Annotated in this window: 13 protein-coding genes; 4 read left to right on the top strand and 9 right to left on the bottom strand. The window is 66.2% G+C overall.

Annotation, left to right across the window (positions count from 1 at the left end):
- Positions 1-43 precede the first annotated feature (43 nt).
- Positions 44-1285, top strand: coding sequence for a DNA recombination protein RmuC (locus Q9R30_RS15765; RefSeq protein WP_104998541.1), 1242 nt, complete (start codon positions 44-46; stop codon positions 1283-1285).
- Positions 1286-1303: 18 nt separating this feature from the next.
- Here Q9R30_RS15765 and Q9R30_RS15770 read toward each other — a convergent pair whose 3' ends face one another.
- Together Q9R30_RS15770 and Q9R30_RS15775 are read right to left on the bottom strand one after the other, a co-directional pair.
- Positions 1304-2383, bottom strand: a complete 1080-nt coding sequence (locus Q9R30_RS15770) for a 4-hydroxy-3-methylbut-2-enyl diphosphate reductase (RefSeq protein WP_104998542.1) — start codon at positions 2381-2383, stop codon at positions 1304-1306.
- A gap of 9 nt (positions 2384-2392) precedes the next feature.
- Positions 2393-3244, bottom strand: coding sequence for a hypothetical protein (locus Q9R30_RS15775; RefSeq protein WP_311218189.1), 852 nt, complete (start codon positions 3242-3244; stop codon positions 2393-2395).
- 234 nt (positions 3245-3478) lie between these two features.
- Here Q9R30_RS15775 and xseA point away from each other — a divergent pair, with 234 nt between their 5' ends.
- Positions 3479-4816: an exodeoxyribonuclease VII large subunit gene (xseA, locus tag Q9R30_RS15780; RefSeq protein ID WP_104998544.1), complete on the top strand. Its 1338-nt coding sequence runs from the start codon at positions 3479-3481 to the stop codon at positions 4814-4816.
- Complete coding sequence (locus Q9R30_RS15785) at positions 4813-5031, top strand: exodeoxyribonuclease VII small subunit (RefSeq protein ID WP_104998545.1); 219 nt, start codon at positions 4813-4815, stop codon at positions 5029-5031. The genes xseA and Q9R30_RS15785 overlap by 4 nt, the downstream gene beginning before the upstream one ends.
- A 10-nt stretch (positions 5032-5041) precedes the next feature.
- Here the strand turns inward: Q9R30_RS15785 and Q9R30_RS15790 are convergent, their stop codons facing one another.
- The 6 genes from Q9R30_RS15790 to Q9R30_RS15815 form a co-directional block, all read right to left on the bottom strand.
- On the bottom strand, positions 5042-5896 hold the full coding sequence (locus tag Q9R30_RS15790) for a polyphosphate kinase 2 family protein (protein WP_104999794.1): 855 nt from the start codon (positions 5894-5896) through the stop codon (positions 5042-5044).
- Positions 5897-5947: 51 nt separating this feature from the next.
- A complete protein-coding gene (locus tag Q9R30_RS15795; protein ID WP_104998546.1) occupies positions 5948-7168 on the bottom strand; it encodes a pyridoxal phosphate-dependent aminotransferase in 1221 nt (406 codons plus the stop codon).
- 166 nt (positions 7169-7334) lie between these two features.
- Positions 7335-8300: an ABC transporter substrate-binding protein gene (locus tag Q9R30_RS15800; RefSeq protein ID WP_311218190.1), complete on the bottom strand. Its 966-nt coding sequence runs from the start codon at positions 8298-8300 to the stop codon at positions 7335-7337.
- Positions 8297-9043, bottom strand: coding sequence for an ABC transporter permease (locus Q9R30_RS15805; protein ID WP_104998548.1), 747 nt, complete (start codon positions 9041-9043; stop codon positions 8297-8299). The genes Q9R30_RS15800 and Q9R30_RS15805 overlap by 4 nt, the downstream gene beginning before the upstream one ends.
- A complete protein-coding gene (locus Q9R30_RS15810) occupies positions 9040-9771 on the bottom strand; it encodes an ABC transporter permease (RefSeq protein WP_311218191.1) in 732 nt (243 codons plus the stop codon). The genes Q9R30_RS15805 and Q9R30_RS15810 overlap by 4 nt, the downstream gene beginning before the upstream one ends.
- Positions 9771-10868: an ATP-binding cassette domain-containing protein gene (locus Q9R30_RS15815; protein WP_311218192.1), complete on the bottom strand. Its 1098-nt coding sequence runs from the start codon at positions 10866-10868 to the stop codon at positions 9771-9773. Before Q9R30_RS15815 ends, Q9R30_RS15810 begins: the two co-directional genes overlap by 1 nt.
- A 250-nt stretch (positions 10869-11118) precedes the next feature.
- On the opposite strand from Q9R30_RS15815, the gene Q9R30_RS15820 reads away from it, so the two are divergent.
- Positions 11119-12141: a pirin family protein gene (locus tag Q9R30_RS15820; RefSeq protein ID WP_311218193.1), complete on the top strand. Its 1023-nt coding sequence runs from the start codon at positions 11119-11121 to the stop codon at positions 12139-12141.
- A gap of 5 nt (positions 12142-12146) precedes the next feature.
- Here the strand turns inward: Q9R30_RS15820 and Q9R30_RS15825 are convergent, their stop codons facing one another.
- On the bottom strand, positions 12147-13076 hold the full coding sequence (locus Q9R30_RS15825) for a BadF/BadG/BcrA/BcrD ATPase family protein (RefSeq protein ID WP_311218194.1): 930 nt from the start codon (positions 13074-13076) through the stop codon (positions 12147-12149).
- Positions 13077-13088 lie beyond the last annotated feature (12 nt).

The following is a 13088-nucleotide window of genomic DNA, read 5'->3' on the forward strand; positions in this document are numbered from 1 at the left end:
GTCGCTTCGGCAAAATGTCACAGCCCCGTGCAACAGTGAGGGCATGGATGCTTTCGCCTTGATTCTTGCCTTATTCATGCTGCTGCTGGGTGCCTTCGCGGGTGCGGCGGCTGCGTTCTTTGTGCTTCGGAAAAGCGCCAGGGGCCTGGAGGAGGATTTCGACGCCGTTTCGTCGCGGCTTTCAGAGGTCAGTGCGCAGTTCGCCGCGGCCGACGCCGAGCGGCGCCTTTTGGCGGCACAGAACAGGGAGCTGGGCGAAGCCAGGTCCCAGGACGGCAGCGTACTGCGGGCTCTGGCGCCGGTGGCCGAAAAGCTCACGGCTGTCCAGCAGCAGGTGGCGCTGCTGGAGCGTGACCGGGTGGAACAGTACGGCCAGCTGGCGCAGCAGCTTCAGGAAGCCAGGCTCTCGGATGAACAGCTGATCCGCTCCACCCACGCGCTTGAGTCCGCACTCCGGTCCAACAGCGCGCGGGGGCAGTGGGGTGAAGTCCAGCTCCGGCGCGTTGTGGAAGCGTCCGGCATGCTGCGCCACGTGGACTTCATCGAGCAGGTCCACACTGCCGGGAGCGATTCCAGCGTGCGGCCGGACCTGGTGGTCCAGCTGCCCGGTGAAAAACAGTTGGTGGTTGACGCCAAGGTTCCGCTGTCCTCCTACCTGGAAGCCCAGGAGCTGGGAGCGGACGTCCGCACCGCAGGTGGTTCCGGCACCCTCCCCGCCGGTCCTGCGCCAAGCAACGGCCACCGAAGCCAGCAGGCGCTGCTGGCGGCCCATGCCAAGGCACTGCGGGCACACGTGGATTCACTGGGAAGTAAGAAGTACTGGGACATTCCCGGCAACTCCCCCGAGCTGGTGATCTGTTTCATCCCGGCTGAGTCCATTCTCGCGGCGGCCCTCATGGCCGATGCCGGGCTCCTTGACCACGCACTGTCGAAGAACGTTGTCCTGGCCTCACCCAGCACGCTCCTGGCCGTCTTGAAGTCGGTGGCATTTACGTGGCGTCAGGATGTCCTGACAGACAGCGCCCGGGAACTGTTCGAACTGGCGCGGCAGCTCTACGACCGGATGGGAACGCTGGGCGAGAACGTCACCAAACTGGGGTCGTCGCTGAAGTCATCCGTGGACCGCTACAACGCCATGGTGGGAACACTGGAGGCGCGTATCCTTCCTACAGCCCGGAAACTGAACTCACTGGAAGAGTCCGGACTTGCCGCGCCGCCGGTGGTCGAAGCCACCCCGCGGGCCCTTGCCGCGCCGGAACTCCAAAGCGACGATGAAGCCGCGTGAGCAGGGGCTGCCCTGTGATCAGCTGCGCGCCCGGCGCCCGCCAAGGGCGCGGCTGACATCGCCGGCCTGCTTGAGGGTGGCACGGAGTTCCTTGGGCAGCGAGAAGAGCAGGTCCTCCTCCGCCGTGACAACTTCCTCCACGGTGCCGTAGCCGTAATCGGCCAACAGGCGCAGCACGTCCTGCACCAGCACTTCCGGGACGGACGCTCCGGACGTCACGCCAACGGTGGCAACCCCTTCAAACCAGGTTTCGTCGACCTCGTTGGCGAAATCGACCCGATAGGACGCCTTCGCACCGTACTCGAGGGCCACCTCCACCAGGCGGACGGAGTTTGAAGAGTTGGCCGAGCCCACCACAATGACCAGGTCTGCCTGCGGCGAGATCTTCTTGATGGCCACCTGCCGGTTGGTGGTGGCATAGCAGATGTCGTCGCTGGGCGGGTCCTGGAGCGTCGGAAACCGCTGCTTGAGCAACCGGACCGTCTCCATGGTTTCGTCAACGCTCAGTGTGGTCTGTGAGAGCCAGATAACCTTTTCCGGGTCCCGGACCGTCACCTTGTCCACCTCGTGCGGACCATTGATGATCTGGATGTGTTCCGGCGCTTCGCCGGCCGTGCCTTCAACTTCCTCATGGCCGTCATGGCCGATCAGCAGGATGTCGAAATCATCCTTGGCAAACCGGACGGCCTCCTTGTGCACCTTGGTCACGAGCGGGCAGGTGGCATCGATCGTGCGCAGGCCGCGGTCCTCGGCGGACTGGACCACGGCCGGGGAGACGCCGTGGGCGGAGAAGATGACCAGGGCACCCTCGGGCACTTCATCTGTTTCGTCGACGAAGATGGCTCCCTGTTCCTCCAGGGAGCTGACCACGTGGACGTTATGGACGATCTGCTTCCGCACATAGACGGGCGGACCGTAGTGCTCCAGGGCCTTCTCCACGGCGATGACGGCGCGGTCAACGCCGGCGCAGTAACCGCGGGGAGCAGCGAGCAGAACCTTCTTGGTTCCCGGTACCGGGGCCGCGGCAGCTACTTCCTCAGGTGAACGGCGCCGACGCGGGATTGTGGGCATCGAAAGGGAAACAGCTGAGGGGGTCATTCCTCCATGCTACCGGGTTGCCCGCGACCGCTTCCGCGAGGTGAACCCGGCCGCGACGCCCAGCACCAGCAGCACGCCGCCGGTGACCGCCGCAGCCACGGTCCAGGCCTGGAAATCCGCCGCGGAGGCGGCCACAAATTCGTCCCGGAACATGTTGGCAACGTCATTTCCGCTGTCCGCGGACACGATGGCGGCTGACGCAGCCTGTAAGCCCGCCGCCCAGACAGCGGCGAGGAGCAGCGCGCCGGCTCCCGCCCCGGCCAGCACTGTCCAGCGGCGGCGTGCAGCCACCAGGGCAAGGAGCAGCGCTACGGCAGACCCACCAGCCAGCAGGTAGCCTGCAGGCGCGTAGGTGGCGAGCCGTTCAGTCCACTCCTTATGCACAGGCTGCCCTACGTTGATGAGGGTCTGTTCAGGCGGGTCCAGGGGCAGCCTGGTGGTGCGCGAAATCTCCTCCGCGCCCAGCGCCACCAAGGGAGCGACGTCCAGGGTGAGGGACGAAGCTGAGGCTGCTCCGGCGTCGTCCGTTGCAGGGCCGGCGAAGCTGAGACGGTGGCTCCTGCGCAGCGTTTCCTCCCATGCGGCTGGATAGCCCGGCAGGCCTGTCAGTGAGGAAGCCGCGTCTTCAAGCACCGGCTTGACGAGGTCGGAAAGGAAACCGGGAACGGCGCTCGTGTCGATGGTGCCCACCGCCGCTACCGCCAGCTCCTGCTGGAACCCTGAATTTGTTGCCAGCGGGGCTGCCAACTCCACGAAGCCCTGTTCCTGGACGATGTTGCGGTCCAGCCAGATGGCCGGCACTGCCACGGCTGCCAGCAGGACTGCCAGCACGGTGGCGGCAGCAGAAACAAAAGTTCGCACGGCGGTTCCTAAGTCGTTGGTGGGGTCAATCCATCCTAGGCAGGCCTGGCGGCCGGTTCTTGTCAGCCCCGGGTGGTACAGCTTATGGATAAGGTTGAATGACCGCCGACCTCAGCCCATAGCCCACAGCCCATAGCCCACAGCCCGCAAAAGACCGTACAGCCCGACACCAGGCAGCCAAACACCGGACGAAGGACCCCATGCCCGCAGCTCCAGCCCCGCGAGGGCGTTCGCATGTCTGAACAGGCGTCACTTCCGGGCACCGGCCAGCAACTCACCGCGCCCACCACGCTGCCCGCCACGGCCGCCGAAACAACTCCTGACAATCCGTGGCCGCTCCAGCTGCTGTCGCAGAAGCTCAAAGCCCACATCGACCGCACGCCCTCTGCCTGGGTTGAGGGCCAGGTCATCGAGCTGAACCGCCGGGGCACCAACGCGTACCTCACGTTGCGGGACGTGGACGCGGAAGTTTCGCTGCCCGCCTCGGTCTGGACCAAGGTACTGGAACGCCAGGACCTGCCGCTGGAGCGCGGGTCCCGTGTGGTTGCCCTGTTGAAACCGGAGTTCTGGATCAAGACCGGCCGGCTGAACATGCTGGTCCGCGACATCAGGCCGGTGGGCCTGGGCGATCTCCTTGCCCGGATTGAACGGCTGCGCCAGGCGCTCTCGGCCGAGGGCCTTTTCGCTGACTCCCGCAAGAAACCCCTTCCCCTGCTGCCGCACCGCATTGGCCTCATCACGGGGCGCGATTCGGATGCCAAGAAGGACATCCTGCGCAACGCCGCCCTGCGCTGGCCCGCGGTTGAGTTTGAGATCAGGGAGGTGGCCGTCCAGGGGAACACCGCCGTCGCCCAGGTGGTCCGCGCGCTCCGCGACCTGGACGCCCTGCCGGAGGTGGACGTCATTGTTATCGCCCGCGGCGGCGGCGCCCTGGAGGACCTCCTGCCGTTCAACAGTGAAGAACTGATCCGCGCCGTCGCAGCAGCCGTTACCCCTGTGGTGAGTGCCATCGGCCACGAGGCGGACAGGCCACTGCTCGACGACGTCGCGGACCTGCGTGCCTCTACCCCCACGGATGCCGCCAAAAGGATTGTCCCGGAAGTTTCCGAGGAACTGGCGGGGGTCCGCCAGGCCCGGGAGCAGCTGCGCCGGTGCATTGAGCGGCTGGTGGACCGGGAATCGGACCGGCTGGCCTCCCTTCATTCACGGCCCGTGCTGGCTGCGCCGGAAGGACTGGTGACCATCCGCTCGGAAGAAATCGAGCGGCTGCTGAGGAGGTCCTCGGCCGCAGTCAGTTCCACCGTGGTCCGCGCGGCTGACCAACTGGACCACCTGAAGGCCCAGGTGCGGGCACTGTCGCCGCAGAAAACCCTGGACCGGGGGTACGCCGTCGTCGAACTCGCCGGGAAGCTTGCGGCGCAATCAGGCGCCGCGGGCCACGCGGTGGTCCGCCGCCCGGCTGAGGCTCCCGCCGGCGCCCCGCTGTCCATTCGCGTGGCGGAGGGCCGGTTCGGCGCAACCTCCACCGGAACACCTGAAGAGACCACAACGGAAACCGGAGTATCAAAATGACGGAGCAGACGGCAGGGACCGGGATCGCGGCCCTGAGCTACGAAGAGGCCCGCGAGCAGCTCATCGCCGTGGTGGGGAAGCTCGAAGCCGGCGGGGCCAGCCTCGAGGAATCCCTGGCGCTGTGGGAACGGGGCGAAGCCCTGGCGGCCCGGTGCGAGGAGTGGCTGGAAGGTGCCAGGAAGCGGCTCGCAGCCGCCCGCGACCAGCCGCTCTAACCGCCAAGGCTCAGGACCGGGCCGCGAGTTCCCTTTCCATCGCGACGTCGAACTCCGCTTTGGGCCATTCAAGGTTAAGGTCAGTGAGCACCCCCAGCAACAGTTGCTGGACTGCAATCCTGGCGAACCATTTCTTGTTGGCCGGGACAACGTGCCAGGGAGCGGCCGCCGTGCTGGTTTCCTCGATCGCCGCTTGGTAGGCGCTCATGTAGTCATCCCAAAAGGCGCGTTCCTCCAGGTCTCCCCGGCTGTATTTCCAGTGCTTGGCGGGGTTGTCCAGCCGGGCCAGCAGCCGCTCCTTCTGCTCCTCCCCGCTGATGTGCAGCATGACTTTGACCACCTTCGTCCCGGAGTCGGTCAGCCGCGCCTCGAACTCGTTGATGGCCACGTACCGCCGTTTGATTTCCGCGGGGGTCGCCCAGGCACGCACCCGGTGGATCAGGACGTCCTCGTAGTGTGAGCGGTCAAAAACACCCACCATCCCGGCGGCCGGCACCTCCTTTTCGATGCGCCACAGGAAGTCGTAGGACTTTTCCTCCTCCGTGGGCGCCTTGAAGGCTTTGAACTGGACGCCCTGGGGGTTCATCGCGGCCATCACGTGGCTGACGATCCCGCCCTTGCCCGCGGTGTCCATGGCCTGGAGGATCAGCAGGATCCGCTTCCGTCCGCCGAACCGCGACTCGGCGAACAGCTTTTCCTGCAGTTCCGTCAGTTCGTTGTCCATTTCGGCGAGCAGGGCCTGGCCGTCCTCCTTGGTGCCGCTGTAACCGGGGGTGGCGTCAGGATCGACATTGCTCAACAGGAACCCTTTCCCCGCCCGCAGCGTTTCAGAGGGGTGCTTGTCGAAGCCAACGGCGTCGGGCATGGGAATCCTTTCCGCGAAGTTCCACGGGTCCGAGGTGCCCGTGGACACAGGCTAGTTCCCCTGGTACCTGCTTAGGAAGTCCCCCATCCGGCCCACGGCTTCCTCGATGTCCTTGACGTTGGGCAGGGTCACCATGCGGAAGTGGTCCGGGCGCACCCAGTTGAACGCCCGGCCGTGGGAGACCAGGATTTTTTGCTCCCTGAGGAGGTCCAGGACGAACTTCTCGTCGTCACGGATGTGGTAAACCTCCGGGTCGAGCTTCGGAAAGAGGTACAGGGCGCCGCGGGCCTGCTGGGTACTCACGCCCGGGATGGCGTTGAGCATGTCGTACGCCTTGTTGCGCTGCTCCAGCAGCCGCCCGCCCGGCAGGATCAGGTCGTTGATGCTCTGGTAGCCGCCCAGTGCGGTCTGGATGGCGTGCTGGGCCGGCACGTTGGCGCAGAGGCGCATGTTGGCAAGGAGGCTGATGCCCTCAAGGTAGTCGGCGGCATCCTTCTTCGGCCCCGAAATGGCCATCCACCCGGCCCGGTACCCGCACACCCGGTAGGCCTTGGACAGGCCGCTGAAGGTGAGGCACAGGACATCGTCGCCGGTAAGCCCCGCCAGGTTGATGTGGACGGCGTCCTCATAGAGGATTTTCTCGTAGATTTCGTCGGCAAAAAGGACCAGGCCATGTTTCTCGGCAAGGGCCACGATCTTCTTCAGCGTCTCTTCCGGGTACACGGCGCCGGTGGGATTGTTCGGGTTGATCACCACGATGCCCTTGGTGCGGGGCGTGATCTTGGCTTCCATGTCCTCCAGGTCAGGCTGCCACCCGGACTCCTCGTCGCAGAGGTAGTGGACGGGTTTGCCGCCGGCCAGCGCCACCGAGGCGGTCCAGAGCGGGTAGTCCGGCGTGGGGATCAGGACCTCGTCGCCGTCATCAAGCAGGGCCATCAGGGACATGGTGATGAGCTCGCTGACGCCGTTGCCCAGGTAGATGTCGTCCACATGGATGTTCTGGATACCGCGGGTCTGGTAGTACTGCGACACTGCTGTCCGGGCGGAGAAGATGCCGCGGGAGTCACTGTAGCCCTGGGCGTGCGGCAGGTGGCGGATGATGTCCACCAGGATGGCGTCCGGCGCTTCAAATCCAAACGGCGCGGGGTTTCCGATGTTCAGTTTGAGGATCCGGTGACCCTCCGCCTCCATCTGCTGGGCGGCCTGGAGGATCGGTCCACGGATGTCGTAAAGCACGTTGTTGAGTTTCGTGGACTGCCTGAATTCTGCCATCCCTCAAATATGCCACAGGAAGGATGGACTGCCGTTGAGACGTCAGCCACACGGTGCGGCGGCTTCAGGCAGGCAGGACGGACGACGGCGGCTGCCGGGCCTCCAAAGGTCCGGCAGCCGCCGTCGTCTGCTACGCCATCGCGCTGCTGGCGGCGCCAGGCAGCTACTACTTCACGATGCCCTTTTCCTTCAGCCACGCCTGCGCGGCTTCCTTGGCGCCCTGCTTCTGGCTGCCGCTGACGGCCCTGTTCAGGTTGATCAGGTCCTCGGTGGTCAGCACGCGGGATACCGAGTTCAGGGCTTCCTTTGCCTTGTCCGTCATCTTCGCCTCGTTGTACAGCGGAACCACCTGCTGGGCAATGAAGTTGTTCTTGGGGTCCTCGAGCACCACAAGATCGTTGTCAGCAATGGACGGGGTGGTGGTGTAGATGTCAGCCACCTGCACCTTGTCCTCCAGGAGTGCCTTAAGGGTCACCGGCCCCCCTCCATCACTGAAAGGCTCCAGTTTCTTGGGCTCGCAGTTGTAGTTCTTCTTCAGGCCCGGCAGGCCGTAGGCGCGCTCGGCGAAGGTGGCCGGAGCCCCCACCACGATCTCGCTGCAGACCTTGGCCAGGTCCTCGATGGACTTCAGCTGGTACTTTTCGGCGGTTGCCTTGGTGACCACCATGGCGTCCTTGTTTTCCGCCTTGGACGGTTCCGGCACCCCCAGGCCCTCCGGCAGCTTCTCCACGACGGCTTTGTACACCTCGTCTGCTGCGACTTCTTTGGCTTGCGGATCAAGTGCCACTGTGAGGAGGTTTCCGGTGTATTCCGGGATCACGTCAATGGATCCGTCCTTGACTGCCTTGAAGTACACCTCGCGGGAGCCGATGTTGGGTTTGGTGGTGGCTGTGACGCCGGCTGCATTCAGCGCCCCGGCGTACAGTTCACCGATGATCTGGCTTTCCGTGAAGTCGGCTGAACCAACCACCAGGGACGTTGCTCCCCCGGAGGCTGCCCCGCTGGTGGCCGGCGCCTTGCTCAGCGGATCCGGGGATCCGCCGCAGGCAGAGAGCGCCATGGCCAGCCCGAGCCCTGCGGCGAAGCCGCCGAATGCCCGCCTGCCAAGATGGTGTGGACGGCTTTCTTTCATGATTTACCTCCTTGTACCACAGCCTCCGTGAGGACGGGGTCTGTGAGATCGGCCGTAGCCTGCTGGCTGCGGCGGGACTGCCTCGAGGCGCCTGTTGCCAGGAACAGCCTCTGGAAAAGGGAAAGGACAAGGTCGACGGCGATCGCCAGTGCCGCGATGAGCAGGGAACCGCCGAACATCTGGGGGAAGTCGCTGAGGACCAGGCCGTCGAAAAGGTACCGGCCCAGGCCGCCCAGGTTGATGTAGGCCACCACGGAGACCGTGGCGATCACCTGCAGCACGCCGGTGCGGAAGCCGCCGAACATCACGGTGAGCGCGTTGGGCAGTTCTGCCCGGAAGAGGACCTGCAGTTCGGTCATGCCCATGGCACGGGCCGCGTCCACCACGTTGCGGTCCACGCTGGAGATGCCGGCATAGGTGCCCGCGAGCAGGGGCGGGACAGTGAGGATGACCAGCGCCCAGATGGGGGGCATCAGCCCGATCCCGGCAAGCAGCACAAAGAGCGTCAGCAGGCCCAGCGTGGGCAGTGCACGCAGCGCGCCGGCGAGCGCAACCACCGCAACCCTTCCCCTGCCGGTGTGGCCTACATACATGCCTATGGGGACGGCGATGGCGACCGCGATCAGCATCACCAGGCCGGTGTACTGGAGGTGTTCGGCCAACCGGGCGGGGATGCCGGCGCTTCCCGTCCAGTGCAGGGGGTCGGCCAGCCAGGCGAAAGTATCCGTAAAGACGTTGCTCATGCGTTTCCGCCTCCTGTCTTGGGCGCGGCCAGCCTGAGGGCCGGGTCAAGTGCCTCGCCGGCGGTCCCGGTTTCCCGCTGCCGGTCCGGCCGCTTGCCCGCGCGCTCCCAGGGCGTGAGGAGCCGTTCCAGCAGGACCAGGACCGCATCCATCAGCAGCGCAAGGATGAGGATGGCGATGATCCCCACCACCACTTCGGTGACGAAGTCCCGCTGGAGCCCGGAGGTGAAGAGCATCCCCAGGTTTCCGATACCCAGCAGGGCTGCCACGCTGACCAGGGAGATGTTGCTGACCGACACCACCCGGAGCCCTGCGAACAGGACCGGGAGGGACAGCGGCAGGTCCACGCGGAGGAACCGCGCCAGCGGCTTGAATCCCATGGCCACGGCGGCCTGGCTCACGTCCCGGCTGACCGAATCGAAGGCGTCCAGGGCGGCCCGGACCAGCAGGGCAACGGCATAGATGGTCAGGGCCACCACCACGTTGAGGGGATCCAGGATCCTGGTGCCAAGGATGGTGGGCAGGATGATGAACAGCGCCAGCGAAGGAATGGTGTAAAGGAGCGAGGAGGCTGTGAGCACCACCGAGCGGAGCACCCGGTTTTGCCGCGCCAGCTGCGCGAGGGGGATGGAGATGACCAGCCCCAGGACCATCGGGACGAGGGCCAGCACCAAGTGCTGGCCGGCGCGCTCCAGGACCATGCCGCTGTTGGCGAGGAACCACTCCATCAGAGTGCAGCCTGCCGGAGCTGGCGCGCCTCTTCAATGAGGGCCAGCACTTCTCCGCCGCGGATCACGCCCTTCACCCTGCCCTCTCCATCCACTGCCACGCCCAGGCCCGATGGCGAGGAAAGCGCGGCGTCCAGCGCCCGGCGCAGGCTCTCCCCTGGGCGGAACAGGGAGCCGCCCGGGATCAGGCCTTCGTTAGTGCCGGGAGTGGACCAGCCGAGCGGGCGCATCTCCTCGTCCACCACCAGCTGCCAGCCGCCCTCGGCGTCCGGACCGGTGTTACCGCCGCGTCCGCGGACGAGCGTTGGCACCGGATGGAGGGTGACGCCGTCGGACGGGGTGAAGCCAAGGTGCCGGAAACCGCGGTCCCGTCCCACGAACGAGGCCACGAAGTCGTTTGACGGGGCACGGAGGATTTCCTCAGGGGTGGCGTATTGGGCGAGCTTCCCGCCCACTGCGAAGACGGCCACTTTGTCCCCCAGGACGGTGGCCTCATCGATGTCGTGGGTGACGAACACGATGGTCTTGGCCAGGTCCTTCTGGAGGCGCAGCAGTTCCTGCTGGAGCTCATCGCGGACCACGGGGTCCACGGCGCTGAAGGGTTCGTCCATGAGCAGGACGGGAGGATCGGCGGCGAGCGCACGCGCTACCCCCACGCGCTGCTGCTGGCCGCCGGAAAGCTGGGAAGGGTAGCGCCTGCCGAGCGGGCGGGCCAGGCCCACAACGTCCAGGAGTTCCTCGGCGCGCCGCCGGGCTTCGGACTTGGAGACACCGTTCAGCCGGGGCACGGTGGCGATGTTGTCCAGCACCGAGCGGTGCGGCAACAGCCCTGCCGACTGCATCACGTAGCCCATCGAGCGGCGCAGTTCAGCTGCCGGGACGGCGGTAACGTCCCTGCCGCCCACCGTGATGGTCCCGGAAGTGGGTTCCACCATCCTGTTGATCATGCGCAGCGTGGTTGTCTTGCCGCAGCCGGACGGACCGACCAGGACGGTGATGGAGCCTTTGCTGATGGACATCGAGAGGTTGTCCACGGCCGGCTGCCCGCCCTGGTACTGCTTGGTAACGCTCTGAAACTCGATCATCGCCTGGTCCATGGTGCGGACTCACCTGTTCTCTGGGACGGGCTCCTGGAAGCACCGCGACATTGTCATCAGCACGCTGATAGTTACGGTAACCCAATCCGGGGCCGGCAACACCCTGCAGCGTCCCGAATCCGGGCAAAGGAATCCCTACTGTAACCATTCGGAGCCGGGAGCGGCCGGGATGGGATCTCCTATGCAGGCTTGAACAATCGGAGGGCCTGGAACCGTGCCTGACGTGCGCCGTCCGGCCTACAGTGGATTCGTGACCAACTTGGAAATAGCGCCCCAGCAGGAAGTGTGCCCGCCGGCAGGCACGGACGGTACGTCCGGGCCTTGCCTGCAGCTGTGGCCGCAGCGCGAAGTACCGCTCGGCGGCGTCCGGGCCATGAACGTCCAGCGGACGCTGCCGCAGCGCGGCCTCCCCACCATCGGGGCATGGTGTTTCCTGGACAGCTTCGGACCTGACCGGACGGCGATGTCCGTGCTCCCGCATCCCCATATTGGCCTTCAGACCGTGACCTGGCCCCTCGCCGGCCATATCCGGCACCGCGACAGCGTGGGCAGCGACGTGGTGGTCCGGCCGGGCGAGCTGAACATCATGACGGCTGGCCACGGCGTCTCCCACTCGGAGTTCGCCGTGCTGCCGCCTGCCGGGGAGGCGCTGCCGGTTCAACGTGGCCTGCAGCTCTGGGTTGCCCTGCCGGAGGGTGAACGGCACCGGCAGCCGGCATTCGAGCAGCACCGCCGGCTTCCCCGGGCCAGCGGCCAGGGCTTCACCGCCACCGTGATGGTGGGCGAGCTCGCCGGCGTGGCCTCTCCGGCAACCATGTACTCACCGATCGTGGGCGCGGACGTTTCGTGCAGCGGGTCCGCCGTGTTGCCGCTCAACGCCGAATTTGAGCACGGAGTCCTGGTACTCGACGGCGGGCTGGCGGTGGACGGCCAGGAGGTTCCGCCTGGCCCGCTGGGCTACCTGGGCACCGGGCGTACGGAACTGCTGGTCCGGGCGCTTCCAGGGACACGCTTCCTCCTCATTGGCGGCGAGCCGTTCCAGGAGGAACTGTTGATGTGGTGGAACTTCGTTGGCCGTACCCACGACGAAGTGGAGCAGGCACGGAGTGACTGGGAAGCCCAGGCCGGACTGCCCGAAACGGAGGAGGCAGCAGCCCGGTACGGCGTGGTCCGCGGCCACGGTCCTGGCGCGGGGCCGGAGGCCGGCCGCATTCCTGCTCCTCCGCTGCCGGGTGTGCGGCTTACGCCCCGGAAACGGCTCCAGGGGAACTGATCCGCCTAGGTCTGCTCGGCCACCAACTGCAGCACACCGAACACCGGTTCCTGGTCCAGCACCCGGATGTCGGTCACGCCCGCGTTGCTAAGGTGGCGGCGGAAGGAGTGCTGCAGCGGGGCAACGTTCATGCCCAGGCCCCCGCCCAGGATCACGGGACCGGTGATGCCCAGCAGGCCCAGTACCTGCAGGGCAAGCGCTGAAAGGTCTTCACCGGCTTGGTCCAGCAGGGCCTGGCTCTCCGGGTGGCCGCCGGCTGCCGCCTCCACTACCAGCCGGGCCTGCTGCGCCCAGAAGCGCCGGCCGGTTTTCGGCGAATGGAACAGCGCAATCAGCCGGTTGGGATCGTCAACCCCGCAGGACTGCAAAAGGGATTTGGTCAGGGCGTCCACCGGCAGGCCCTGGTTCATCCGCCGGAGGCTGTGCCGCACCGCTTCGCGGCCCAGCCAGTATCCGCTGCCTTCATCGCCCAGAAGGTAGCCCCAGCCGCCTGCCCGGGCTTCGCCGCCGTCGGCATTCCTGCCCCAGGCCGCAGAGCCGGTGCCGGCAATCACCGCAACACCGGTGCTCGCGTAGCCTGCCGCCAGCAGCAGGCGCGAATCATGGACCACGGTGACCCGGGCGCCGGGGACATGCGGCTGGATCAGGGACGCCAGGGCGGCGGCGTCGTCGTCGGTATCAATGCCGCCCGAACCCGCGTACACCTGCGACACCTGGCCCCCGCCGATGCGTGCAAAGAGCTCGGCAAGGTTGGCGGCTGCCTCGTCGCGGCTGACGTTCTGCACGTTGGAACTGCCGGCCGACTCATCCGCAACCGGAACCCCGTCCTCAAAACGGACCCCGTGGGTCTTCGTCCCGCCGATATCCAGTCCGATGATGGCGCCGCGGAGTGGACTGGCGGCCGGAAGTGCGGAGGAGCTTTCAGCGTTGGTCACGTCACAAGGGTA

It is taken from the genome of Arthrobacter sp. AB6, assembly GCF_031844545.1.
Taxonomy (GTDB): Bacteria; Actinomycetota; Actinomycetes; order Actinomycetales; family Micrococcaceae; genus Arthrobacter.

What these genes read in the sequence shown, in the direction of transcription:
- xseA (WP_104998544.1), top strand. Translation starts at nt 3,479, where the DNA reads ATGTCTGAACAGGCGTCACTTCCGGGCACCGGCCAGCAACTCACCGCG.
- Q9R30_RS15765 (WP_104998541.1), top strand. Translation starts at nt 44, where the DNA reads ATGGATGCTTTCGCCTTGATTCTTGCCTTATTCATGCTGCTGCTGGGT.
- Q9R30_RS15770 (WP_104998542.1), bottom strand. Translation starts at nt 2,383, where the DNA reads ATGACCCCCTCAGCTGTTTCCCTTTCGATGCCCACAATCCCGCGTCGG.
- Q9R30_RS15810 (WP_311218191.1), bottom strand. Translation starts at nt 9,771, where the DNA reads ATGGAGTGGTTCCTCGCCAACAGCGGCATGGTCCTGGAGCGCGCCGGC.
- Q9R30_RS15785 (WP_104998545.1), top strand. Translation starts at nt 4,813, where the DNA reads ATGACGGAGCAGACGGCAGGGACCGGGATCGCGGCCCTGAGCTACGAA.
- Q9R30_RS15790 (WP_104999794.1), bottom strand. Translation starts at nt 5,896, where the DNA reads ATGCCCGACGCCGTTGGCTTCGACAAGCACCCCTCTGAAACGCTGCGG.
- Q9R30_RS15805 (WP_104998548.1), bottom strand. Translation starts at nt 9,043, where the DNA reads ATGAGCAACGTCTTTACGGATACTTTCGCCTGGCTGGCCGACCCCCTG.
- Q9R30_RS15795 (WP_104998546.1), bottom strand. Translation starts at nt 7,168, where the DNA reads ATGGCAGAATTCAGGCAGTCCACGAAACTCAACAACGTGCTTTACGAC.
- Q9R30_RS15800 (WP_311218190.1), bottom strand. Translation starts at nt 8,300, where the DNA reads ATGAAAGAAAGCCGTCCACACCATCTTGGCAGGCGGGCATTCGGCGGC.
- Q9R30_RS15815 (WP_311218192.1), bottom strand. Translation starts at nt 10,868, where the DNA reads ATGGACCAGGCGATGATCGAGTTTCAGAGCGTTACCAAGCAGTACCAG.